Source organism: Gordonia sihwensis (assembly GCF_029632925.1).
Lineage (GTDB): Bacteria > Actinomycetota > Actinomycetes > Mycobacteriales > Mycobacteriaceae > Gordonia > Gordonia sihwensis.
The window spans coordinates 1718980-1741816 of record NZ_CP121248.1; the positions used below are offsets into that span (position 1 = coordinate 1718980).

Below are 22837 nucleotides of genomic sequence, written 5' to 3' on the forward strand. Positions count from 1 at the left end.
AGCAGTTCCACCCATGTCCCCACAGAGCACGCCGGCTGACGTCCGGGCCACCGACAGCACACAGACGCCACCGGCAGCGGTTCTCGAGGCGGCGGCCGCGGAGCTCGCGGCCCGGCAGCTGGCGAATTGGCCTGCCGCTGTGCCCCGAGAATTCGAGTACCCGGCCGGACGTCCGACGATGGTCGACCACCTGCGGCATTGGGCCGCACTCCGTCCCGACGCGCCGGCGATCACCTTCTACGACCGCGACGTCTCCTATGCGGAGTACGACGAGTTCTCGGACCGGTTCGCGGGTTGGCTCGAGTCGGTGGGCGTTCGGGCGGGGGACCGGGTCGGAATCCACCTCGCCAACTGCCCGCAGTTCCACATCGCGATGCTCGGCGTGCTCAAGCTCGGCGCTGTCCATGTTCCGGTGAACCCGCTGTTCAAAGGCTTCGAACTCGAGCACGAGCTCACGGATGCGAACGTGACGGTGCTGCTCACCTCACCCGAGCAGCGCGACCTCGTCGAGTCGGTGCGTGCCCGCACCCCGGTGCGACTGGTCGCGACGACGGCACTGGACGACATGCGCGCACATCCGTCGTCGACCGCGTCGGACTGGGCCGAGATCATGCGCGCCCCGCGCGCGCAGGTGCGCCCGGCCGATCCGGACGTGCTCGCGGCGTTGAACTACACGGGCGGCACCACCGGTATGCCGAAGGGGTGCGAACACACGCAGCGGCACATGGCGTACACGGCCGCCACGGCCACCCTCGCCGGCGGAACCGGCCTGGGCGATGCGGACGCGGTCTCGATGAACTTCCTGCCCGTCTTCTGGATCGCCGGCGAGGACTTCGGCATCATCAAGCCGCTGATCAACGGCCAAAGGGTGGTGCTGCTGACCCGGTGGGACGCCGCAACGGTCGTCGACCAGGTGGCCGCCTACGGTGTCACCGACCTCGTGGCCACCGTCGACAGTTACCTGGAGATCCTCGACCTGCCCGGCCTGGACCCGGCTGCGCTGCGCTCATTGAGGTCCACTCTCGCCGTGTCGTTCGTGACCCGGCTCGATCCGCCGATCCGGGCCCGATGGCGGGCCGCGGTCGGATCGGTCCTGCGCGAGGCCTCTTACGGCATGACCGAGACGCACACCGCCGACACGTTCACCCTCGGCTTCCAGGACGGCGACCGCGATCTGCTCGCCGATCCGGTGTTCTGCGGTCTGCCGGTTCCCGGAACCGACATCCTGGTCGTCGACGACGACGGCCGTCCGCTGCCGGTCGGCGAGGTCGGCCAGATCATCGTCCGGAGTCCGTCGATCCTGAGCGGTTACCTCGACAATCCCCGGGCCACCGCCGACGCGCTCCGCGACGGGTGGCTGTACACGGGCGACCTCGGCCGCTTCGACGAGTGGGGTGCGCTGCATTACCTGGCGCGGACCAAGGAGATGATCAAGATCAACGGCATGAGTGTGTTCCCGTCGGAGGTCGAGGCACTGATGCGCCGCCACGAGGGGATCGAGGCGATCTCGGTGGTTCCTCGGCCGGACCCCGACAGGGGGCAGGTCCCGGTCGCCTTCGTCGTGGTCACCGAGAAAGGCCCGGACGAGCGGTCGTTGGTGGCCTGGGCGAGGGAGAACCTCGCGACCTACAAGGTGCCGGAGGTGATCGTCGTCGACGCGCTGCCGATGACGGCCACCGGCAAGGTCCGCAAGGGCGAACTCCTCGAGCGCGCCGCGGCGACGACCGGGGGCGCGGCATGAAGCTGCTGATCGCCAATCGGGGCGAGATCGCCCTGCGCATCATCCGCACCGCCCGCGAGATGGGCGTGTACACCGTCGCGGTGTACGCACCGGACGACGCCGCCACACCGCACGTCGCCGCCGCCGACGAGGCCGTCGGACTGCCCGGTGAGGGCCCGGCCGCGTATCTCGACATCGACGCGGTGTGCAGCGCCGCGATCCGGACGGGTGCCGACACCGTGCATCCGGGTTACGGCTTCCTGTCGGAGAACGCCGACTTCGCGCAGGCGTGCGCGGACGCGGGCATCACGTTCGCGGGCCCGGCACCCGAGGTACTGCGGCGTTTCGGCGACAAGCAAGCCGCGCGCGCGGCCGCCGTCGAATGCGGGCTCGATGTGCTCGCCGCGACCGACGGCGCCGCCGATCTCGCGCGGATCAGGGAGTTCGCGGGACGATGCCCCGGCGGTGTGATGCTCAAGGCGCTCGCCGGCGGCGGAGGGCGCGGGATGCGTCCCGTTACCGGCGACGCAGATCTGGACGCCGCGTTCCGGTCCGCGGTCGCCGAGGCCGAACTCGGATTCGGCGACGGGCGGGTGTTCGCCGAGGAACTCCTCACCGGCGGTCGGCACATCGAGGTGCAGGTGGTCGGCGACGGCGCGGAGGCGGTGGCGGTCGGCGACCGCGACTGCAGCGTCCAGCGCCGTCGACAGAAACTCATCGAGGTGGCGCCCGCACCGGGACTGGGCGACGGCTTGCGCACTCGGTTGCACGACGACGCCGCGCGACTGGTCGCGGCGGCCGGGTACCGCGGGCTCGCGACGGTCGAGTTCCTGGTGCAGGGGTCGCGCGCGGTGTTCCTCGAAGTGAATCCCCGCATCCAGGTGGAACACACGGTCACCGAGGAGGTCACCGGTCTGGATCTGGTGGCGATCGGACTGACCCTGGCCGGCGGGGGCCGGCTCGCCGATTGCGGTCTGGCCACGATCCCGCCCACGACTGCCTGCGCGGTGCAGACGCGCGTCAACCTCGAGACGATGAGCGCCGACGGTTCGGCGATGCCGACAGCGGGCAGGCTCGACGCCTTCACGCCGCCGACCGGACCCGGCGTCCGCGTCGACACCTTCGGCGCGCCCGGACTGGAGACCTCGTTGCGGTACGACTCCCTGCTCGCCAAGGTCGTCGTCCGCGCGCCGACTCTCTCGTCGGCCTACGCGAAAGCCGACCGCGCGCTGTCGGAGTTCGTCATCGACGGGCCGCAGACCAACATCGGGCTGCTGCGGGCGATCCTCGCGGACGCCGAGTTCGCTCAGGGGCCGGTCGACACCGGCTTCCTCGACCGCAGGCTCGCCGACCTGCTGCCCGCGTGCGACGACGACGGCGCGCGGCAGACCGTCGACGCCGACCTCGACGAGGACGAACAGGCGGTGGCCGCGCCGCTGACCGCCACCGTCATCCACGTCGCGGAACCGGGCCGCGTGGTCGCCGCCGGCGAGCCCCTCGCGGTACTCGAAGCGATGAAGATGCAGCACGAGGTGATCGCCGAGACCTCGGTGCGGGTGATGCGGGTGCTCGCGGCCGAAGGCGCGACGGTGCTCGCGGGCACCCCTCTGGTGGTCTACCGCCCGGACGCTGCGGCGAGCGTCGCAGCCGACACCGCGGCCGACGACCTCGACCGGAACCGCGCCGACCTCGACGAGGTGAACGCACGGCATCGTCTCACCCGGGACGAGGCCCGCCCCGATGCGATCGCCCGTCGCCATCGGATCGGCAGGCGCTCCGCACGGGAGAACATCGCCGACCTGGTCGATCCCGGCAGCTTCGTCGAGTACGGCGGGCTCGTCATCGCCGCGCAGAAGGCGCGGCGGTCGGAGGACGATCTGATCGCCAACACCCCGGCCGACGGGTTGGTGGGCGGAATCGCGACCATCGCCGCCGACGCCTTCGGTGCCGACCGTGCCGCCGCGGTGGTCATGTCCTACGACTACACCGTCCTCGCGGGCACCCAGGGTTGGCGCAACCACGCCAAGACCGATCGCATGCTCGACATCGCGCTCAAGCGGGAGATCCCCGTCGTCTTCTTCACCGAGGGCGGCGGCGGCCGTCCGGGCGACACCGACCTCGACATCGTCGCGGGCCTGGATGTGTCGACCTTCCGGTCGATGGCCCGCGTGCGCGATCGCGCACCGTCGATCGCCGTGGTGTCCGGCCGGTGTTTCGCGGGCAACGCGGCTCTGGCGGGCGCCTGCGACATCCTCATCGCCACCCCCGACGCGAACATCGGCATGGGCGGTCCGGCGATGATCTCCGGCGGCGGGCTCGGCGAGTACCCGCCCGAGGCGATCGGCCCGATCGACGTGCAGCGCCGCAACGGCGTGGTCGACCTCGTCGCCGACGACGAGGCGCACGCCGTCCGGCTCGCTCGGCAGGTGCTGGGGTACTTCCGGGGCGCGGTGGACGAGTGGACCGCCCCCGACGGGCGTCAGGCGCGCCACGCGGTACCGGAGAACCGGCTGCGGGCATACGACGTGCACGCCGCGGTGAGGGCGGTCGCGGACGTCGATTCGGTTCTGGAACTGCGCCCGGATCACGCACCCGGAATCGTCACCGGTTTCCTGCGCGTGGAGGGCCGGCCGTTCGGATTCGTCGCCAACAGCAGCCTTCATCTCGGCGGCGCGATCGACGCCGCCGGAGCCGACAAACTCGCCGAGTTCCTGGAACTGTGTCAGCTGCGCGGACTCCCCGTGGTCTCGTTCTGCGACACCCCGGGTTTCATGGTCGGGCCGGAATCGGAGGAGCAGGCCACCGTGCGCCGCTTCTCCCGCCTCTTCTCGGTCGGCGCCCGACTGACCGTGCCGTTCGGTGCGGTGATCCTGCGCAAGGGCTACGGACTCGGCGCGATGGCGATGGTGGGCGGGAGCTTCCGGGCGCCGCAGTTCACAGTGGCCTGGCCGACCGGTGAGATCGGCGGCATGGGTCTGGAGGGCGCCGTGCGGCTCGGCTTCTCGAAGGAACTCGCCGCGGCCCCGGACGACGGGGCGCGGACCGAACTGTACGACCGACTGGTCGCGACGATGTACGCGCGCGGACGCGCCCTGAGCGCGGCGGCGACCTTCGAACTCGACGACGTGATCGACCCGGCCGACACCAGATCGTGGATCCGCACGCTGTAGGGGAGCCCGACGCAGAACGCCGGCGAGTCGACGCCGCCCGGGACGGGTGGGGGTCGACTCGCCGGCGTTCGTCGATCTGCCGGGCGGGGCCTGCTGCTCAGTCCAGGTAGTCGCGGAGCACCTGGGAGCGGCTCGGATGCCGGAGCTTGCTCATCGTCTTCGACTCGATCTGGCGGATGCGCTCGCGGGTGACTCCGTACACCTGGCCGATCTCGTCGAGGGTGCGGGGCTGACCGTCGGTGAGACCGAAGCGCAGCCGGACGACGCCCGCTTCACGCTCGGACAAGGTGTCGAGCACGTCCTGCAACTGGTCCTGCAGAAGGGTGAAGCTGACCGCGTCGACCGCGACCACCGCTTCGGAGTCCTCGATGAAGTCACCGAGTTGGCTGTCGCCCTCGTCGCCGATGGTCTGGTCCAGCGAGATCGGTTCACGCGCGTACTGCTGGATCTCCAGCACCTTCTCCGGCGTGATGTCCATTTCCTTGGCGAGTTCCTCCGGCGTCGGCTCACGGCCGAGATCCTGAAGGAGTTCGCGCTGGATGCGGCCCAGCTTGTTGATGACCTCGACCATGTGCACCGGGATGCGGATGGTGCGGGCCTGGTCGGCCATGGCGCGGGTGATGGCCTGCCGGATCCACCAGGTGGCGTACGTGGAGAACTTGTAGCCCTTGGTGTAGTCGAACTTCTCGACGGCGCGGATCAGGCCGAGGTTGCCCTCCTGGATCAGATCGAGGAAGGCCATCCCGCGACCGGTGTACCGCTTGGCGAGGGAGACCACGAGCCGCAGGTTGGCCTCGAGGAGGTGGTTCTTGGCACGGTTTCCGTCACGCGAGATCCACGACAGGTCGCGCCGCTGCGCCACCGACAGCTTCTCGCCCGACTCCATCACCCGGCGCAGCCGCTCGGTGGCGAACAGTCCCGCCTCGATGCGCTTGGCGAGCTCGACCTCTTCCTCCGCGTTCAGCAGGGCGACTTTGCCGATCTGCTTGAGGTAGGCGCGAACCGAGTCGGCCGAGGCGGTGAGTTCGGCGTCCTTGCGAGCCTGCCGCAGCGCCTCGGACTCGTCCTCGTCCCAGACGAAGTCCGGCTTGGGCTCGTCGTCCTTCTTCGCGCGGCCGCGGCCCTTCGCGGCCTTGGCCGGCTTCGCGTCGTCGGCCTCGTCGTCATCGTCGACGATCAGTTCGGCATCGGCGAGATCGATCTGCGAGTCGTCGACGTCGTCGAGGCCCTCGCCGCCGTCGAGTTCGGTCTCGTCCACCTCGACGGTGGGATCGGCGGCTTTGCTGCCCGCGGTCTTCTTCGCCGTCTTCTTGGCGGCGGTCTTCTTCGCAGTCTTCTTGGCTGCAGTCTTCTTCGCGGCGGCCTTCTTGGCGGGCGCCTTCTTCGCGGCGGCCTTCTTGGCCGGTGCCTTCTTGGCGGGCGCCTTCTTGGCTACCGGGGCGTCTTCTGCTCCGGTGGCTTCGGCTGCTGCGTCGGTGGACTTGGTGGTTGCCACGTACAACCTTTCGACATAACTCACGGGCGGCACGGCTGCGCGCGTCCCGAACAGGACGTGACGCCGTGGGCGAAGGGGCTTGAGGGCTCGGTGCGAGACCGACGTGTTCCATTGTAACGACATCGCAGTGACGAGCACATGCGCATGCCGGTCTCACGCCCCCGACAAGCGGCCGACGATCAGAACGAAAGACCTTCGTCGACGGCGATCGCAGCGCCGACGATTCCCGCGGTGTTGCGCAGCTCAGCAGCGACGACGGGGGTCTGGTTGGTCAGCAGCGGAATCCACTGATCGGCTTTGCGGCTGATCCCGCCGCCCGCGATGAACAGGGTGGGGGAGAAGATCGCCTCGTAGTGCCGCAGCACTTTGGAGACCTTCTTGCTCCACTTCTCCAGCGACCACCCGTGGTCCTCGCGCACCTTCGCCGACGCGCGGTGCTCGGCCTCCTTGCCGTCGATCTCGAGATGGCCGAGCTCGGTGTTCGGTACGAGCGTTCCGTTGTACAGGAGCGCCGAACCGATGCCGGTGCCGAAGGTCAGGAGGATCACCGTGCCCTCGGCGTCGCCGACACCGCTGCCGAACCGGTACTCGGCGATTCCGGCGGCGTCGGCGTCGTTGAGCACCGTGACGCGGCGCCCGCCCAGCCGGTCGCTGAACAACGCATACAGGTCGGTGCCCTTCCACGACTCGTCGATGTTGGCGGCGCTGCGCATGATCTGCTGCCGGACCACGCCGGGGACGGTCAGCCCGACCGGGCCGGTCCAGCCGAAGTGCTCGACGATCTCGGCGACCGTGTCGGCGACCGCGGCCGGGGTGGCGGGCTGCGGGGTGGCGATGCGGTGGCGTTCTCCCACGAACTGTCCGGTTCGCAGGTCGACGATCGCCCCCTTGACTCCCGAGCCGCCGATGTCGATGCCGAAGCCGAGGTCGGATGACGGACTCGGCGAACGGTCGGAGGCAAGCACGGTGAATCGCGCGTCGGTCATCGGTACGGTCCGCCCTTCTTGGCAGGTCGAGGCTCGATCGGTGGACGATGGCGGCGGGAGACGGCCTGCGCCGTGCTCCCGTCGGACACTCTAGACTCGCAACTCTAGACTCTAGGTGTGACGTCTCCCGGCTTCTCCACCCCGTCCGATCCCATCGATACGCCCACGGCCGCGCCGGCCGAACTCGCCGAGATCGCCCGGCGGGTGGCCGAACGGGCCGCCGAGCACGTCCGGACGCGGCGGGTGGAACTGTTCGCGCCGACGGGCACGAGGGTCGCCGACGGCTCGGTCGAGTCGAAGTCGACCCCGACGGATCCGGTCACGGTCGCCGACCGGGAGTCCGAGGCACTGATCCGGAACCTGCTGCGCGCCGAGCGGCCCGACGACGAGGTCCTCGGCGAAGAGGACGGCGGGTCTGTCGATGTCCCCACCGGGGTCCGCTGGGTGGTCGACCCGATCGACGGCACGGTGAACTTCCTGTACGGGATACCGGCGTTCGCCGTGTCGGTGGCGGCACAGATCGACGGACGCTCGGTGGCCGGCGCGGTGGTCGACGTCGCCCGCGGGGTGACGTATTGGGCGAGCGCCGGCGGGGGAGCGTGGGCGACGGGACTCGGGCCGGAAGCGATCCGACTGTCGTGCAACCCGATCACCGACGTCGGGCTGGCTCTCGTGGCCACCGGATTCGGGTACTCGCGCGAGCGTCGCGTGCGCCAGGGCGCGCTGATCGCGCAACTGCTGCCCGAAGTGCGCGACATCCGGCGAGTCGGCGCCGCGGCGCTGGACCTGTGCATGGTGGCATCGGGTGCTGCCGATGCCCACATCGAGCACGGACTGAGCCCGTGGGACTGGGCGGCGGGCGGACTGATCGCAGCGGAGGCCGGGGCGACGGTCCTCCTGCCGCCCGCGGACTCGCGATCGAGCGACGGCCACGTGACGGTCGCCGCAGCCGGCGGCATCGCCGACGAGTTCGTCGACGTCCTCGAGCGGATCGGAGCGCTGCGCGCGTTGCCCGACTGAGCCCGCGTACCGCCGGCCGGCCCGTCATTCGTCGGTTGCGGCTCCGGGCGCCAGCACCACGTCGAACCGCACTCGTGACCACGGTCCGTCGATCACTCGGCCGTCCGGAGTCGGTGTGCCCGCCGGCTGCTCGATGAAATCCTTGACCAGCGAATCCTTGACTCCGAACACGCTGTCGCGGTCCAGCAGCTCGTCGCCGCGGACGAAGATGTGCGTCACCAGGCGCCGGCAGCCCGGCGCGGTGACCATGAAGTGCAGGTGCGAGGCGCGGTAGGGCGATCGGCCCACGGCCTGCAGCATCTTGCCTACCGGGCCGTCGTAGGGGATCGGATACGGCGTCGGCTTGATCCCCCAGAACCGGTACCCGCCGTCGTCGTCGGTGAACAGGTGGGCGCGCGCCGCGACGCGCCCGTCGTCGTGCTGAACGTCGTAGAGACCCTCATCGTCGGCCTCCCACACCTCGATCCTGGCGTTGCGGACCGGATCGCCGTCGACGTCGCGGACGGTGCCCTCCACCCAGCACGGCTGTCCCGCAGCGCCGAACGCCATGTCGCCGCCGAGTTCGATGCGGGGGGCTCCGTCGACGAAGAACGGGCCGAAGACGGTCGCCTCGGTCGCATCTCCGTAGGCCTCGTTGTTGATGGCGATGGTCTGCATCGACGCGCCCAGCGTGTCCGAGAGCAGCACGAACTCCTGTCGCTTGTCATCGGTGATGTGACCGGCGTCGGTGAGGAAGTCGATGGCGACCTGCCACTCGTCCTCGGTCAGCCGCACATCGCGGAGAAGGGCGTGCAGATGTTCGACGAGCGAGACCATCACCCGTCGCAGACGCGGATCGGCGCAGTCGTCGAAGGAGTGGACGACGCGCTGTACGACGTCCTCTTCGACCGCCCGTTGGCGTTCGGAGATCGGGTGGTTCGAGTGGTCGGGGATGGTGGTCATCGGGGTTCGTCTCCTTCCCACGCCGCGCGGAGCAACGCGGTGAGGTCGTCGGTGCTGACGGGTTTCGGGTTGTTCGTCGGGATGGCTGCCAGAATGGGCGGGACCGCTGCGGCGATACCTTCTTCGGGCATGCCGTAGTCCTTGAGCGCGCGGGGCGCCGACACGGCGCGGCGCAGGGCGGCCAGACCGGCGACCGCGGTCTGGCTGCCGAACGCGCGAGAGATGCGTGCGGCGGCCTCCGGTGCGCCGGGCGCGTTGAAGGCCAGCACGTGAGGCAGGACCACCGCGTGCGTCTGCGCGTGGGGCAGGTCGTACATCCCGCCCAGGACATGACAGATCTTGTGATGCATGCCCGAACCCGCCGAGGCGAACGACACCGCCGCGAGGTACGCACCGTAGAGCGTCTGCTCGATGGCGTCGAGGCCTCCGGCGCCGTCGACCAGCCCGATCATCCCGGCTCGCAGTCCGCGGATCCCCTCCTCGGCCAGCGCTCGGTCGATCGGATCCGCGCGCGGGCCCCACATCGAGTCGACGCAGTGGGCGAGCGCGTTGAGCCCGCTGGCGACGGAGAGATCGGCGGGCAGGGACTGCAGGAGGGTCGCGTCGTACACGATCGACGTGGGCAGGACGCGCCGGTCGGTTCCAGTGGTCTTGACTCCGTTCTCGGTCATCCCCCAGACGTTCGTGGCTTCGCTGCCCGCGTAGGTCGTCGGCACGGCGACGATCGGCACACCGCTGCGCAGGGCCACGGCTTTGGCCAGGCCGGTGGCCGAGCCGCCGCCCACGCTGACGAGGACGTCGACGTCACCGGTGCGGGCAGCGGCCCGGGCGCGCTCGGCGACCTCGATCGGCACGTGCATGGCGACGTCGTCGTGCCGCACCGCGAGCGGGAGCCGCGCGGCGACGGCCTCCACCTGTTCGGCGCTCGGACCGGAGTGGATCAGCATGGCCCGAGTGCCGCCGACCGCCGCGACCTCCGCGGCCACGGCTCCCGGCGCGTCGCCCCGCGCGAACACCACGCGCTGCGGCAGCGTCTCGTGAATGAAGTCGAAGCTCATCGTCAGCGCCCCAAGACCGTTCGCATCGCCGTCGACAGTTCGCGGGTCGGGTCGTCGGGCAGCTGGTTCGAGCGCCAGGCGATGTGCTTGTCGGGCCGCACGAGGAGCGCCCCGGACTCCGAGACCTCGCGGAGCTTCGCCCAGTCGTAGTACAGATCGGTCACGTCGCGGCCGGGACCGATCACGACTGCTTCCAGAGGTACTCCGAGCTCGCGGGCGACGGCGTCGGCCGCCTGCGTCCACGGACTGCCCGCGACGCCGGTGACGAGGGTCCAGCGATCGTACGGCGCCAGGTCGAGCATCGCTTTGCGCGAGACGTTGTCGCCGACCCAGGCGTGGGGCAGATGTGCACCCGGCGACGTGGACGGGACGTAGTACAGATCGCGATCCTCACGCCCGGCCGGCGGCTGCGGCTCGGTGCCGTCGGAGACGATCGCAGCCGAACGGTAGAACTGGCCGAGTTCCACCCCGTGCGCGTTGAACTCGTAGTTCTTGGTGTTCATGGCTTTGACGAGGGCAGCCCGTTTCGCCTCACCGGCCGGCGAGTCGGCTTTCCGCTCGGCGATCGCGGCGGCCATCTCGTCGCCCTCCAGACCGACGACGCCGAGTGCGGTGAACATGTCGGAGAACTCTCGCGCCGACTTGTTCGCCCGGGTGACGATCTGTTCGGCGACGGGGGCGCGTTCGGCGGTGTAGGAATCGAGCAGCGACGGTGCCGCCTGCCCGCGCAGAACCGCGGCGATCTTCCAGGCCAGATTGTACGAGTCCTGCACCGAGGTGTTGGACCCCAGACCGTTCGACGGCGGGTGCCGATGAATGGCGTCGCCGACGCAGAACACCCGGCCCTTCTGCAGGTCGGTGGCGTACATCTCGTTCACGCCCCACAGGCTGTAGCCGGTGATCTCCGGCTCGAGATCCGGCACCCCCAGCAGGTCGCGAATGATGCCGGTGGCCATCTCGTCGTCCAGATCCGGCGGCGGCTGGTTGATGTCGTAGCCCCATACGATGAGCCACTCGTCCCACGGGCGCACCATGCGCACCAGTCCGGTTCCGATGCCGCCGACATTCGATCCGGGCTGGATCACCCAGTAGAGAACACTCGGTCGATGGTCAACCAGGGAGGCGATGTCGGCTTTGAGATGTTCATCGATCCGGCGATGTCCATCGCGCCTTCGAACGTCAGACCGATGTCCTCGGCCACGCGTGAGCGGGCGCCGTCGGCCCCGATCAGGTACTTCGCGCGGATCCGGTACTCCTGGCCGGTGAGACGGTCCCGCACGTCGACGGTGACGCCGTTCTCGTCCTGCGAGTGGCCGAGATACTCGGTGGAGAAGCGGGTCTGCGTTCCGCGGACGGTCGCGTTGCGGACCAGGATGGGCTCGAGGTAGGTCTGCGGGATGTCCACCGTGAGGCACGGCGAGGCGAGCCGGTAGTCGCCTCGCGGTCGGGGCGGGTGCCCCAGGTTCGGATCCGGCCGATCTCCTCGCCTGCGATCGACGTGCAGAAGACGGTGTCGCCGATCAACTCGTGGGGAGTGGCCTCGGCGAGGACCTGATCCTCGATGCCCATGTCCCGGAAGACCTCCATCGAGCGTTGGTTGGTGATGTGCGCTCGGGGCGTGTTCGCGGTCCAGCGGTACTTGGTGATCACGATGTTCGGGATGCCCAGCGTCGACAGGAACAGCGCTGCCGACGCGCCTCCGGGTCCGGAACCGACGATCAGGACATCGGTCTCGACGATGTCCCCCTCGGGCACCTCGGTTGCGGCGATGCCGTCGTTGAAAACAGCCATGATCTGGCCTTCCTGTGAGATTTGATGCCTGTGCGATGTGCTGCGGTCGTGCGCCGGCGGGCGGTTCAGCGGGGCTCGCCGAGACCGAAATGCATGAGGTCTTCTCCCACCACCAGGTGGCCGGAGAACCCCTGCTGCGCCTGCTGCCACTTCTCGACCGGCGTATTGCCCGGCACCAGGTGTGTGAGGACCAGGGTGTCGACGCCCGCGGCCTCGGCTTGAGCGCCGACCTCCTCGATCGCGGTGTGCGCAGCGAGCATGTGCTGCATGAGGTTGGGGTCGGGTCTGGCGGAGTTCGGCCCGAGCAGGGAGTCCACCCAGTCCATGTCGATGCACTCGTGGAGGAGGATGTCCGCGCCGTCCGCGATCGTCACCAGATTGCTGCACACGCCGGTGTCGCCCGAGACGACGATCGAGTCGTCCGGGGTGTCGAAGCGGAAGGCGAAGGCCGGGAAGATCGGCCGGTGGTCGACGAGGATGGCGGTCACCCGGACGTTCTCGTCCGCATAGACCTCGAACGGTTCCATCGCCGGACTCGGGTCGCCGTTGGGGTCGTCGCCGGTCGTTCCCGGGAGCACGATGTCGTGGAACTCGAAGATCTCGCGCAGATCCTGCTTGGCGTTGTCGCGCATCCGGTCGTTGATGTCGAGGGCGTACGCCTGGAGCAGCCTGGCCGTCGACTCCTCGAGACCGGGTGTCGGCGACTCCGGATTGAAGACCTCGGGGATCGGATCCCGATTGGTCTCGTCGAAGATCGGCGGCAGGACGCGACGATCGCCGGGGCCGTAGACCTGCACCGGCTGCCGGAGACCGTCGGAACCGTTGTGCCAGGCGAGGAGCAACAGGTTCGGATAGTCGACCATGTGGTCGGAGTGGTGATGGGTGATGAACACGCCGCGGAGGTCGTCGAGACCCTTCTGGAATCCGGCCGGGCCGAGACCGGCCTTGCGGTACCGGGGACCCCACCCCTCACCGCAGTCGATCAGGTACACCGAGTCGTTCACCGTGATCGCGGTCGAAATGCCGGCGCGGTCCGATCCGTCCCACCACGGCGGTCCGCCGGAGGTGCCGAGCAGGGTGACCCGGGTGCGATAGGCGGTGGCCTGGGCGTTGTCGAGAGGCTGATGAGTTGTCATGGCGGCGTTCTCCTAGAGGGCTTTCTCCTGCTGGCGTTTCGGGTGGTCAGGCGATGCTCGCGTGCGACTGCGCGGCCTGGATGAGCTCGAAGACCTCGGTGCGGTACTTCGCGTACGCGGGCAGCGTCTTGGTCTCGAGTTGGTCCCGTGGCTGCGGTAGATCGACGTCGATGTTCCGCGTCACTCGGGTCGGAGCACCGGAGAGGACGATGACTCGATCACCGAGGTACACGGCCTCGTCGATGTCGTGGGTGACGAAGACGATGGTGGTGTCGAAGTCCTTCCGCACACGCAGCACCAGGTCCTCGAGTTCGATGCGGGTCTGCGCGTCGACGGCGGCGAACGGCTCGTCCATCAGCAGCACATCCGGCTGATATGCGAGACCCCGGGCGATCGCCGCGCGCTGCTGCATGCCGCCCGACATCTGCCAGGGGTACAGGTCGTGCTTGCCCGCCAGGCCCACCGCTGTGAGAACCGAATCGATCCGGACCGCGCGCTCGGCCTTGCGGACCGTGCGGCGCAGCGGAAGTTCGATGTTGTCGGCGACGCTCAGCCACGGGAACAGGGAGCGACTGTAGTCCTGGAAGACGACGGCCAGCTTCGCGGGCGGTCCGGTCACCGTGTCACCCTCGAACAGGCAGGCGCCGTCGGTGGGTGCGAGCAGGCCGGCCATGCACCGCAGCAGGGTGGTCTTGCCCGAGCCCGAGGGGCCGACCACGCAGACGAACTCGCCGCGGCGCACGGTGAAGTCGATTCCGGCCAGGATCTGGACATCGCCGTAGGATTTGCGCAGGTCGCGCAGTTCCATGAGCGTCGTCGGTGCGGTGACATCGGTTTCGGTGGCGTCGACAGACATGATCATCCTTTTGCGTTCAGGGCCCGCATGCCGTACTGCCAGCGCAGCACGTACTTCTCGATGCGGACGAAGACGAGATTGGCGAGGTATCCGAGCAGGCCGAGCAGAACGGTGCCCGCCCAGGTCTCCGGGACCGCGAAGGTCTGCTGGGAGTTCAGGAGGTAGAAGCCGATGCCGTTGGTCGACGCCACCATCTCGGAGACGACGATCAGGATGATCGAGATCTGCAGAGTGGTGCGCAGGCCGGCGAAGATGGCGGGGCCGGCATGCGGGAGCAGAACGTACCGGATGTATTGCGGGAGCGTCAGTCGGTACGACCGCGACATGTCCTTGACGAGCGGGTCGAGGGATCGAACTCCGTCGATGGTGTTGAGCAGGGTCGGCCAGACCGCACCCACGACGATGATCGAGATGTTCATCGCCGGACCGATGCCGAAGACCAGCAGGCCGATCGGCAGCAGAACGGGAGGCGGCAGCGAGCGCAGGAACTGGATGATCGGCTCGCACGCGGCACGCAGGACCGGCGACAGCCCGATCAGCAGTCCGAAGACTATCCCCAGTGCGCCGGCGATGAGGAACTTCTCCACGCTGGGGACCACGTCGGTCCGCATGCCGTGGACGATCAGGTCGTCCCACATCGTGGTGAGGATGGTCTTCAGGGAGGGAAAGTACAGCGATTCACTCGTCGCCGAGGCGAACCACCAGGTCAGAACCAATGCGGCGGGCAGCCAGGCGCGAAGGAGGATCGCCCGCCAGAGACGACCGGTCTTCATCACTTCGCCTCCTCTCGGTGACTCGGGTGCCAGAACAGCAGCGGCTTCTCGGCTGCCTTGAACACGGTGTTGACCAGGAGCCCGAGCAGGCCCGCGGCGAAGATCAGGGCGTACATCTCCTTGATCGCGCCTGCCGACTGAGCGACCACGATGTCCTGGCCCAGACCTGCGGCGCCGCCGATCATCTCGGTGACGATGGAGATGATGAGTGCGATGGCGGCCGCGATCCGCAAGCCGGTCATCGCGAACGGCGTCATCGACGGAATGACGATTCGGCTCGTGGTGAGCCACCAACCGAGGTGGTAGCTGCGCGCCATGTCGAGACTGGTGGCGTTCACCTCACGGACGCCGTAGACCAGCTGGGTCAGCAGCGGCCAGATCGCGCCGAACACGATCAGGACCATCTTCATTCCCGGCGTCGGGCCCCACAGCAGCAGACCGAGCGGGATCAGGGCCACCGGCGGGATGGGTTTGAGGAACTCCACGACGAGCCAGGTCGATTCCTCGGCGAATCGCGACAGGCCGAGGAGGATGGACAGCGGCGCGGCGATGACGATGATGACCACGAGACCGAGGATCACGATCGACACCGTCGAACAGACGGACGCCCAGAAGGCTCCCGATCCGAGCAGGTCGAGGAAGGCGCCGAGCATCTGGCCTGCGGAGGGCAGTGCGGTGGCCGGCAGGACGCCGAGTGACCAGAGCACCTGCCACACGGCGAAGACGAGGGCGACGGCGCCGGCACCGTAGAGGAATCGTCCGAGACGGGACTCGGCAGATGCGTTGATCGTCCGCACCCATCGCCGGATCGGCCGGTGCATGGTCGTGGCCGAGGTGGAGTCGGTCACGGTGACGAGCTGACTCACGGCCAGATCATCTCCTTCGTATCGACGGGCTTCGAGGTGAAGCCGAGGTGGTTCATGAGGTCCGCGGTGCCCTGGAGAGCGTCGGCGCTGATCTGGTCCGTGTAGACGGGGAGACGCATCTTGGCGAAGACCTGTGGCGGCAGCTTTCCGTACTTCTCCAGCACGGCGCCCACCGCTGCGGGATCCTTCGCTGCGACGAGATCGGCGCGGTTGACCGCCCGGACGAACGCTTTCACCAGCTCCGGGTTGGTTTCGGCGAACGGGCCCGCGCTCCGGACGTGTCGGTCGAACTCTCCGATCCCGACCCGGCCGGAGTCCTCGGCATCGTGGCGGAGGGTCGGGCGGACGTCGGATTCGTCGCCACCGCGGACGTCTCCCGCCTGGCCTCCGCATTCCCCGGACTCCACGTCCGATTCCTGGTGGATCTGCCCCTGGTCCTGGTGGTCTCAAGCGGTCGGCATGTCGCCGGCCTGCGTGATCTGGAGTCGGAGACGTGGATCGTGCCCGCGGCGATTCAGGGATTCCCCGGGCTCGACGAGCTGACCGATCAGTTCTGGCGACGGAACGACGTGACCCCCGCCCGTATCCAGCAGGTGTCGACTCTCCAGACGGCGCTGCCGCTCATCGCCGCGGACATGGCCGTGGGGCTGCTGCCGCGTGACGGATTCGAGGTGGTCGGCGGGCAGGTCGCGGCGATCGATCTGGCCCTCGACATCCCGCCGTTGCGCGCCGCGATGGTCTGGTCCGCCGAGATGCAGCCCGCACCCAGTCTCGATCTGTTGTTCCAGGTGATCGATCAGGCGGTCGCCGACGCCGCCATCTGACCGCGGCGGCGCCGTGACCGCTAGCAGGCCTGGTTGTGCACCGCTTCGATGAGTGATCGATCGATCGCCGTCTTCGGGTTCTTCGGGTCCACCGACCGCAGGGCCTCGAGTGCGGCCTGCGAATCCTGAGTCGGACGTCCCTGCGTGTAGTACTCGCCCAGTGCGAGGTCGACGTCGGTACCGGTGCGGCCGTCGTCGACCAACTGAGCGCACGGCGCGGCGAGCCACACCGCCGCCGCGCCCGCCTGACCGGCCTGACCGAATCGGATCTGAGCGACGCAATGCAGATTCTGGTCGGGGTAGACGGTGTCGTCGGCGTACGCGGGATCGCCGGGGGTGAACCCCTCGGCCACGAGATCGTCGCTCACCGAACGCGCCGAACCGCGGGGCGCGGCGGAGTTGAAGACGCGCACCTTGAACGTCGACAGACCCGCCGGCGCGACGCTGAGCATCTCGGTGGAGCTGACCGGCTTCAGATTCGGCGGGGGCGTCGCCGGTGCCCCGGAGCGGTCCGACGGCGACGCGGCCTCGGGCATGTTGCAGTCCGTGGGGCGCGCCTCGTCACCGCCGCCGGTCAGCGCGACCGACCAGGCGGTGATGGCCGCCACGGCGAGGACCGCGACGACGATGAGGGCGGGCATCAGGTGGCGGCGCCGGAACGGACGGCCCTTCACATCGGTGGTGTAGCCGGTGGCGATCTTCGAGACCAAGACGCTCTAGCACCTTCTTCCGGAATCAGGGGTCGCCGACCACTGTAGAGGGCTCCGCGACGACGGTGCGGGAAGGTGTCCGGCGCGCCCTCATAAGTCGAGTTCGGTGCCTCTGACCGGCGCATTCGACGAGTGGTTGACTTCCGGGGTGGGTGCACCTAGAATTCGGGCGCCCAACATCATCGCGCGACGATGTGGGGGCCGGGGGAACGAGGCCACAAGTGTGTTCTCCCACAGCAATCCGCATCCACACCTACAGAACCCAGGTTAGGCACACTATGGCAACCGATTACGACGCTCCGCGCCGCAGCAACGACGACGACATCGCGGAGGACTCGCTGGAGGAGCTGAAGGCTCGCCGCAATGAAGCGAAGTCCGCCGACGTCGATGTCGACGAGGGCGACACCGCCGAATCGTTCGAACTGCCGGGCGCGGACCTGTCGGGCGAGGAGTTGTCGGTGCGCGTGGTCCCGAAGCAGGACGACGAGTTCACATGCTCGAGCTGCTTCCTCGTGTACCACCGCAACCGTCTCGCCGAACAGCACGGCAACGAGATGATCTGCGTCGACTGCGCCTGATGCACCCCTGTGCCGCGAACCGACCGCGGCTCCGGTGATCCCGGACCGCGGTCGGTGAATCGCGACCCCCGTGCGCCGCGTAGGGCTCAGCCCTGCGCGGCGTCGTCCTTTCCGTGACCCTCATCTCCGGACTCCTCATCTCCGGACTCCCGGTCTGCGGGTTCCTGACCGGGGACGCGGCCCGCGTCACCCATGCCCAGGGCGGCCAGCACCCGATCGGGATGGCGGGTCGAGATGAGCCAGTAGGGCGTCGGGTCGTCGGGGTCGTCCAACACCACGAGCACCATCGTCTTGACCCAGGTGCGATGGAGTACGAACGCTGCCGGATCGAGCTGCCTGCCCATGGCCGCGCTGCGCTGTGCCGCCGAGACCGTGGCGCCGCGGGCGATCACCTCGCTGGGCAGCATGGCCTTCCCCGCGTGCAGCGAGCCGTTCGCGTCCACGCGAACAGGCGTCCGCCCCATCGAATACAGTCCCCAGCCGATGAGGGCCGCGATGACGGGATAGGCGACGACGCTCCACGGCTCCCGGTAGGCGGCGAGTTGGACCTCGTAGCCGAAGATCGCGGTGATGGCGAGGCCGGCGAGCCACCACCACCACGGGACGATGAGGCGCTCGCTGTAGCGGTCCTGCTGCGGGGCGGGTGTCGAGGCTGCTTGCGTCACGCGGACAAGCCTAATGCGGTAGCGCCCTAGTAGTCTGCGGGGGTGACCACGCCAGTGACGCCCGATACGTATCCGCCGTTGCGAATCCGCCGACTCGATCCCGACCTCCCGCTTCCCGTGCGCGCCCATCCGGGCGATGCGGGCATCGATCTGTACGCCGCCACCGACCTCGTGCTGGCGCCGGGACGTCGTCAGCTCGTCGGGACCGGTATCGCGATCGGGCTGCCGTACGGCACCGTCGGACTGATCCATCCGCGCTCCGGTCTGGCGGCGCGCGCGGGACTGTCGATCGTCAACGCGCCGGGAACGATCGACGCGGGCTACCGCGGCGAGATCAAGGTGTGCCTGATCAACCTGGATCCGGAGGCTCCGATCACCATCACGCGCGGCGACCGGATCGCCCAGCTGATCGTGCAGCGTGTCGAGTTGCCAGACGTGGTCGAAGTCGATGAACTCGACGACACCGAGCGCGGCGCCGGAGGCTACGGCTCCAGTGGCGGCCACGCGATTCTGACGGAGGGATGACGATGGCACAGCGTGCGACCGGCGCCGCGGGCGACAAGTACTCGATCGGCGACACCGCGGGACCCTACGACATCGCGGATCTGGCGACGCCCCTCGCCGAACTCGCGAACTCCCATCTGGATCTGGGCTCCCTGCTGATGCCGGTGGTGGAGGGCGGGCAGGTGACCGTCGAGATGTCCGCGACGCATGAGCCCGAGGCCGTCTACCTCGTGACGCCGGTCGGCCGCATCGGACTGCACGCCTTCGCCGCCCCGCGCAGCGGGGGACTGTGGCGCGAAGTGGTGCGCGAACTGGCCGAGTCGCTCCGCAGCGACGGAGCGCAGACCTCGATCGAGGACGGTCACTGGGGCCGCGAAGTGGTGGCCCGGGTGCCCGGCGGCAGTCACCGGTTCATCGGTGTCGACGGTCCTCGCTGGATGGTGCGCTGCGTCGCGAGCGGCCCCGAGGAGTCCGAGGTGCAGCTGGCCCAGCTCGCCCGCGCCGTCCTCGCCGAGACGGTGGTGCGTCGAGGCAGTGAACCGTGCCCGCCGCGGGAGTTGCTGCCGATCGTGTTGCCGCCGGTCCTCGCCGAACAGGTCGCGGCCGCCCAGCAGCAACTGGCCGAGCAGGCGGCCGAGCAGGCCGGGGTGGACGCCGAGACCGGAGCCTTCCCCTCGCAGCCGCTGCCCGCACAGCCGTCCGGTGACGACTCCGGAGTGCCGGAGGTGATTCCCGGCGGCGCCGTGGAGCAGAGCGCCTCGGCCACCGTCTACTCCGATCAACCGGACGCGGATGCGCCGTCGGCGACAGCGGAGGAGACGTCGGCTCCGCCCGCAGTGGAGCCGGAGGAGGCACCCACCGCGCCGCCGTCGCGCGGTTCGGCGATGTCACGCTTCCGCCGGCGCCGCCGCTGACGCGTCCCTCCAGGCGGCGGCACAGGCGTCGCCGAGCCGATGCGGTGCCGGCCCGAACTCGGTGAGCGGCACGGCGCGCACCGCCGCCCGCGGTGCATACGCGGCCCAGGCCCGTCCCACCTCGACGGGATGCAGCGGGTCGTCGGGGGCGGCGGCGACGCCCAGCGGCACCGTCAGTGCGGACAGTTCGCTCTCGGCGGGCGCGGCGTGCGCGGCCGCGGCACGCAACTGCTCGACCAGTCCGTGGTCGGCGAGCGAGCGCCACGACCGTGACAGCTCCGCCCCGAGCCATGCGGGGCTGGTCCGGACCATCTGCGCCACCGCGGCCGCCAGACCGTCGCGTTCGATCGCGTCGGCGGTCAGCCGCGCCGACAGCGCGGCGAGTGAGTCCGCGGCCGGGCCCGACCACGGCGGCAGGGCGGCAAGCACTCCGCGGCAGTGCTGCGCGAGCGGTGATCGCAGTGCCCATTCGACGGCGATCGCCGCACCTATCGAGATGCCGCCGACGAGTAGGTCATCGCCTTCGGCGGCGACCTGGTCCAGGCGCGTAGAATAGCTGTTGACCAGGTCAGATTCTGGTTCGAGTGACACCAGTCGAGCGCCGATCGAGGCGGCGGCGGGGCCGAAGACCCGTGCGGCGTAATCGGCGTCCGACCCGGTGCCCGGCATCACGATCAGCGTGGTCATACTTCAATCATGCACGGGTAGTATGGTGAGTTTGCAAGTGAGTTCGATTGCGACACCCCGCGGAGGATGGGATGGCTAATTCGGGTCTGCTCAAGCGGCTCGGACGGATGCTGACCGAAGATCTCGACGAGATCGAAGAGGGTCGCATCCAGCGCGAGTGCCAGGCACATGGTGCGCAGCGCGCGGTCGACTGCGCCCGCGGCGACGAGGCGACGATGGTCGGCGAGCTCCGCGCGGTCGAGACGTGTTCGCGCAACACCAAGACCGGTGTGGTCGCGGAGTTCTTCGACGGCACCGACACGGTGATCCTCAAGTGGATGGGCCGGAACCGGATCCCGGGCATCGAACCCGGTCGACGGGTGACGATCCGCGGCCGGGTGGCGAACTCGGACGGCATGAAGGTGATCTACAACCCCTATTACGAACTGCACGCCACCGACGAGTGAGCGCCTGACCGAGTGAGCGCATGACCGAGTGAGCATGACGACGCCGGCCTCCGTGGAGACCGGCGTCGCGTCGTGCAGTACTTCAGATGCTCAGCAGCAGCGAGGTCCCGAGCGTGATCAGCGCCGCGACCTTGATCAGATCGAATCCGACATACCAGTAGTGCGCCGTGCTGCGGTGTTCGGGAACCGACTCCGGGTGGGCCAGGACCAGATCGGTGCGCTTGGAGAGCACCGGCCTGATCGCCGCCACCTGAACGATCAGCGCCGCGGCCGCCACACCGAGTCCGATCAACGTACCCGTCGACCAGTCGTCGCCGACGGCGACCGCGACGATCAGTGCGATCGCCCAGAGCGCCTCGACCGCGTTCAGCGCGCGGAACACGAGGCGGCCGATACCCAGGCCGAGCGGGATGGTGATCCCGGGGGCCTGGAACTTGAGCGGCGCCTCGATGAACGAGATGCCGAACACCATGCCGAGCCAGATGAAGGAGCCGGCTGTCGCCAGGGCCTGGGTCACGGTCATCGGATCACGCTCACTTCATCACGCTGAAGGACTCGTAGTGGATGCGGTCCTCGGGCACGTCCCGCTCCAGCAGGGCGTCGCGGATCGCGCCGAGGAAGCCGGACGGTCCGCACAGGAGCGCGGTGGTGTCGGGTGCGATGTCGACGCCCTCGAGATCCATATACCCGATCCGCGTCGCCTCGTCGGTCGCCAGTCCGTGCTCGTACCACTGCAGCAGTTCGGCCTGGGGGAGGCGATCGACGAGCTGTGCGAGGTCGCCTCGGTGCGGCTGCCTGCTGCGCGAGCGGTCGGCGTGCAGGACCGTGACCGGACGGGTGTCGCCGGTGGAGACCAGGTGGTTCAGCAGACCGATCACCGGGGTGCAGCCGATCCCCGCCGAGGCCAGCAGCAGCGGATCGTCTCCCTCGGGGAGGGTGAGGTCGCCGAAGGGCGTGCTCACGGTCATGAGATCGCCCTCGAAGACGTGCTCGTGCAGATGGCTGGACACCTCGCCGTCGAGCTTGACGCTGATGTGCCACGCGGGATCGGAGGTCGACCCGGTGAGGCTGTACTGCCGGATCTGCCGCGCGCCGTCGTCCATCGTCGCCTGGACCGAGATGTACTGACCGGGGACGAATGCGCCGAGCGGCTCGCCGTCGAGGCTCTCGAGCGTGAAGGCCACGGCGTCGGGGGCCACCTGCTCGCGTTCGACGACGCGCGCCGACTTCCACACATCGCCGGGTTCGACGCCGGCAGCCCGGTACAGCTCGGTCTCCCGGCCGATCAGGACGTGTGCCATCTCCCAGTACAGCTCGTCCCATGCGGCCGCGACCTCCGGGGTGACGGCCTCACCGAGGACGTCGACGATCGCGGCGAACAGGTGCTCGTGGACGATCGGGTACTGGTCGGCGACGATGCCGAGGGAGGCGTGCTTATGGGCGATCCGGTCGATGATGAAGCGCATCCGGCCGGCATCGGGCTCGAGCTGCAGTCGGGCGAAGGCCGCGACCGCACCCGCCAGCACCTGCGGCTGACCGCCGGTGGCCTGGTTGGTCCGATTGAACAGATCGCGGAGCAGTTCGGGCCGCGCGGTGAACATCCGGTCGTAGAACCGCGGCGTGATCTCCGGCAACGCGGCTTCGACGACGGGGACAGTGGCTTCGAGCACCAGTTTCGTATCCGACGAGATCATCG

23 protein-coding genes and 2 pseudogenes are annotated in these 22837 nt (G+C 69.0%); 8 read left to right on the forward strand and 17 right to left on the reverse strand.

Features of this window, described 5'->3' with window-relative positions; genetic code table 11:
* Positions 1–13: 13 nt before the first annotated feature.
* Positions 14–1741 (forward strand): AMP-binding protein, encoded by a 1728-nt coding sequence (locus P5P27_RS08310; RefSeq protein WP_197462916.1) that lies wholly within the window; start codon positions 14–16, stop codon positions 1739–1741.
* Positions 1738–4890, forward strand: a complete 3153-nt coding sequence (locus tag P5P27_RS08315) for a carboxyl transferase domain-containing protein (RefSeq protein WP_278127238.1) — start codon at positions 1738–1740, stop codon at positions 4888–4890. The genes P5P27_RS08310 and P5P27_RS08315 overlap by 4 nt, the downstream gene beginning before the upstream one ends.
* A 97-nt stretch (positions 4891–4987) precedes the next feature.
* On the opposite strand, the gene P5P27_RS08320 is transcribed toward P5P27_RS08315, so the two are convergent.
* Entirely contained in the window at positions 4988–6385 is a 1398-nt protein-coding gene (locus P5P27_RS08320) for an RNA polymerase sigma factor (protein WP_006896323.1), read from the reverse strand.
* A 179-nt stretch (positions 6386–6564) separates the two neighbouring features.
* Complete coding sequence (ppgK, locus tag P5P27_RS08325; RefSeq protein WP_006896324.1) at positions 6565–7371, reverse strand: polyphosphate--glucose phosphotransferase; 807 nt, start codon at positions 7369–7371, stop codon at positions 6565–6567.
* A 117-nt stretch (positions 7372–7488) separates the two neighbouring features.
* Between ppgK and P5P27_RS08330 the strand changes: the two genes are divergently transcribed.
* Entirely contained in the window at positions 7489–8391 is a 903-nt protein-coding gene (locus P5P27_RS08330; protein ID WP_045538171.1) for an inositol monophosphatase family protein, read from the forward strand.
* A 24-nt stretch (positions 8392–8415) separates the two neighbouring features.
* Here P5P27_RS08330 and P5P27_RS08335 read toward each other — a convergent pair whose 3' ends face one another.
* The 10 genes and pseudogenes from P5P27_RS08335 to P5P27_RS08380 form a co-directional block, all read right to left on the reverse strand.
* Positions 8416–9333: a dioxygenase family protein gene (locus P5P27_RS08335; protein ID WP_045538170.1), complete on the reverse strand. Its 918-nt coding sequence runs from the start codon at positions 9331–9333 to the stop codon at positions 8416–8418.
* The gene (locus tag P5P27_RS08340) at positions 9330–10391 is read right to left on the reverse strand and encodes a maleylacetate reductase (RefSeq protein ID WP_278127243.1); all 1062 of its coding nucleotides are present in this window, start codon (positions 10389–10391) and stop codon (positions 9330–9332) included. The genes P5P27_RS08335 and P5P27_RS08340 overlap by 4 nt, the downstream gene beginning before the upstream one ends.
* A 2-nt stretch (positions 10392–10393) precedes the next feature.
* Positions 10394–11011 carry an aromatic-ring hydroxylase C-terminal domain-containing protein gene (locus P5P27_RS20855; RefSeq protein ID WP_428832044.1) on the reverse strand — a complete coding sequence of 206 codons (618 nt, stop codon included), beginning with the start codon at positions 11009–11011 and terminating at the stop codon, positions 10394–10396.
* Between the two features lie 87 nt (positions 11012–11098).
* A pseudogene (locus P5P27_RS20860) lies at positions 11099–11796 on the reverse strand (FAD-dependent monooxygenase); the annotation flags it as partial.
* Positions 11797–11912: 116 nt separating this feature from the next.
* Positions 11913–12182: pseudogene (locus P5P27_RS20865) on the reverse strand (FAD-dependent monooxygenase); the annotation flags it as partial.
* A gap of 65 nt (positions 12183–12247) precedes the next feature.
* The gene (locus tag P5P27_RS08360; RefSeq protein WP_278127245.1) at positions 12248–13318 is read right to left on the reverse strand and encodes an MBL fold metallo-hydrolase; all 1071 of its coding nucleotides are present in this window, start codon (positions 13316–13318) and stop codon (positions 12248–12250) included.
* A 46-nt stretch (positions 13319–13364) separates the two neighbouring features.
* Positions 13365–14174: an ABC transporter ATP-binding protein gene (locus P5P27_RS08365; RefSeq protein ID WP_006896331.1), complete on the reverse strand. Its 810-nt coding sequence runs from the start codon at positions 14172–14174 to the stop codon at positions 13365–13367.
* 2 nt (positions 14175–14176) lie between these two features.
* Positions 14177–14947 carry an ABC transporter permease gene (locus P5P27_RS08370; RefSeq protein ID WP_278127247.1) on the reverse strand — a complete coding sequence of 257 codons (771 nt, stop codon included), beginning with the start codon at positions 14945–14947 and terminating at the stop codon, positions 14177–14179.
* Positions 14947–15813: an ABC transporter permease gene (locus tag P5P27_RS08375; RefSeq protein ID WP_278127248.1), complete on the reverse strand. Its 867-nt coding sequence runs from the start codon at positions 15811–15813 to the stop codon at positions 14947–14949. The genes P5P27_RS08370 and P5P27_RS08375 overlap by 1 nt, the downstream gene beginning before the upstream one ends.
* A complete protein-coding gene (locus P5P27_RS08380; RefSeq protein ID WP_039867362.1) occupies positions 15810–16049 on the reverse strand; it encodes an aliphatic sulfonate ABC transporter substrate-binding protein in 240 nt (79 codons plus the stop codon). The genes P5P27_RS08375 and P5P27_RS08380 overlap by 4 nt, the downstream gene beginning before the upstream one ends.
* A 42-nt stretch (positions 16050–16091) precedes the next feature.
* Here P5P27_RS08380 and P5P27_RS08385 point away from each other — a divergent pair, with 42 nt between their 5' ends.
* Positions 16092–16637, forward strand: a complete 546-nt coding sequence (locus tag P5P27_RS08385) for a LysR substrate-binding domain-containing protein (protein ID WP_039867364.1) — start codon at positions 16092–16094, stop codon at positions 16635–16637.
* A 20-nt stretch (positions 16638–16657) separates the two neighbouring features.
* Here P5P27_RS08385 and cei read toward each other — a convergent pair whose 3' ends face one another.
* Positions 16658–17347, reverse strand: a complete 690-nt coding sequence (gene cei, locus P5P27_RS08390) for an envelope integrity protein Cei (RefSeq protein ID WP_006896336.1) — start codon at positions 17345–17347, stop codon at positions 16658–16660.
* A 278-nt stretch (positions 17348–17625) separates the two neighbouring features.
* On the opposite strand from cei, the gene P5P27_RS08395 reads away from it, so the two are divergent.
* Complete coding sequence (locus P5P27_RS08395; RefSeq protein WP_006896337.1) at positions 17626–17925, forward strand: DUF4193 domain-containing protein; 300 nt, start codon at positions 17626–17628, stop codon at positions 17923–17925.
* A gap of 86 nt (positions 17926–18011) precedes the next feature.
* Here the strand turns inward: P5P27_RS08395 and P5P27_RS08400 are convergent, their stop codons facing one another.
* Positions 18012–18590 (reverse strand): DUF3093 domain-containing protein, encoded by a 579-nt coding sequence (locus tag P5P27_RS08400; RefSeq protein WP_006896338.1) that lies wholly within the window; start codon positions 18588–18590, stop codon positions 18012–18014.
* 42 nt (positions 18591–18632) lie between these two features.
* Here P5P27_RS08400 and dut point away from each other — a divergent pair, with 42 nt between their 5' ends.
* Together dut and P5P27_RS08410 are read left to right on the forward strand one after the other, a co-directional pair.
* Entirely contained in the window at positions 18633–19115 is a 483-nt protein-coding gene (gene dut / locus P5P27_RS08405; protein ID WP_006896339.1) for a dUTP diphosphatase, read from the forward strand.
* A 2-nt stretch (positions 19116–19117) separates the two neighbouring features.
* On the forward strand, positions 19118–20008 hold the full coding sequence (locus P5P27_RS08410; protein WP_006896340.1) for a DUF3710 domain-containing protein: 891 nt from the start codon (positions 19118–19120) through the stop codon (positions 20006–20008).
* Here the strand turns inward: P5P27_RS08410 and P5P27_RS08415 are convergent.
* Positions 19982–20695, reverse strand: coding sequence for an alpha/beta hydrolase (locus P5P27_RS08415; protein ID WP_278127249.1), 714 nt, complete (start codon positions 20693–20695; stop codon positions 19982–19984). The genes P5P27_RS08410 and P5P27_RS08415 overlap by 27 nt on opposite strands.
* Positions 20696–20766: 71 nt before the next feature.
* Between P5P27_RS08415 and P5P27_RS08420 the strand changes: the two genes are divergently transcribed.
* Positions 20767–21141 (forward strand): OB-fold nucleic acid binding domain-containing protein, encoded by a 375-nt coding sequence (locus P5P27_RS08420; RefSeq protein WP_006896342.1) that lies wholly within the window; start codon positions 20767–20769, stop codon positions 21139–21141.
* Positions 21142–21223: 82 nt separating this feature from the next.
* Here the strand turns inward: P5P27_RS08420 and P5P27_RS08425 are convergent, their stop codons facing one another.
* On the reverse strand, positions 21224–21664 hold the full coding sequence (locus tag P5P27_RS08425) for a hypothetical protein (RefSeq protein WP_006896343.1): 441 nt from the start codon (positions 21662–21664) through the stop codon (positions 21224–21226).
* Positions 21665–21674: 10 nt separating this feature from the next.
* A complete protein-coding gene (locus tag P5P27_RS08430; RefSeq protein WP_006896344.1) occupies positions 21675–22835 on the reverse strand; it encodes a globin domain-containing protein in 1161 nt (386 codons plus the stop codon).
* Between the last annotated feature and the right edge of the window lie 2 nt (positions 22836–22837).

Excerpts from the sequence above, each read along its gene's own strand:
- P5P27_RS08395 (WP_006896337.1), top strand. The coding sequence starts at position 17,626 with ATGGCAACCGATTACGACGCTCCGCGCCGCAGCAACGACGACGACATC.
- P5P27_RS08310 (WP_197462916.1), top strand. The coding sequence starts at position 14 with ATGTCCCCACAGAGCACGCCGGCTGACGTCCGGGCCACCGACAGCACA.
- P5P27_RS08410 (WP_006896340.1), top strand. The coding sequence starts at position 19,118 with ATGGCACAGCGTGCGACCGGCGCCGCGGGCGACAAGTACTCGATCGGC.
- P5P27_RS08420 (WP_006896342.1), top strand. The coding sequence starts at position 20,767 with ATGGCTAATTCGGGTCTGCTCAAGCGGCTCGGACGGATGCTGACCGAA.
- P5P27_RS08315 (WP_278127238.1), top strand. The coding sequence starts at position 1,738 with ATGAAGCTGCTGATCGCCAATCGGGGCGAGATCGCCCTGCGCATCATC.
- P5P27_RS08340 (WP_278127243.1), bottom strand. The coding sequence starts at position 10,391 with ATGAGCTTCGACTTCATTCACGAGACGCTGCCGCAGCGCGTGGTGTTC.
- P5P27_RS20855 (WP_428832044.1), bottom strand. The coding sequence starts at position 11,011 with ATGTTCACCGCACTCGGCGTCGTCGGTCTGGAGGGCGACGAGATGGCC.
- P5P27_RS08415 (WP_278127249.1), bottom strand. The coding sequence starts at position 20,695 with ATGACCACGCTGATCGTGATGCCGGGCACCGGGTCGGACGCCGATTAC.
- P5P27_RS08425 (WP_006896343.1), bottom strand. The coding sequence starts at position 21,664 with ATGACCGTGACCCAGGCCCTGGCGACAGCCGGCTCCTTCATCTGGCTC.
- P5P27_RS08365 (WP_006896331.1), bottom strand. The coding sequence starts at position 14,174 with ATGTCTGTCGACGCCACCGAAACCGATGTCACCGCACCGACGACGCTC.
- P5P27_RS08360 (WP_278127245.1), bottom strand. The coding sequence starts at position 13,318 with ATGACAACTCATCAGCCTCTCGACAACGCCCAGGCCACCGCCTATCGC.
- P5P27_RS08430 (WP_006896344.1), bottom strand. The coding sequence starts at position 22,835 with ATGATCTCGTCGGATACGAAACTGGTGCTCGAAGCCACTGTCCCCGTC.
- P5P27_RS08370 (WP_278127247.1), bottom strand. The coding sequence starts at position 14,947 with ATGAAGACCGGTCGTCTCTGGCGGGCGATCCTCCTTCGCGCCTGGCTG.
- ppgK (WP_006896324.1), bottom strand. The coding sequence starts at position 7,371 with ATGACCGACGCGCGATTCACCGTGCTTGCCTCCGACCGTTCGCCGAGT.
- P5P27_RS08335 (WP_045538170.1), bottom strand. The coding sequence starts at position 9,333 with ATGACCACCATCCCCGACCACTCGAACCACCCGATCTCCGAACGCCAA.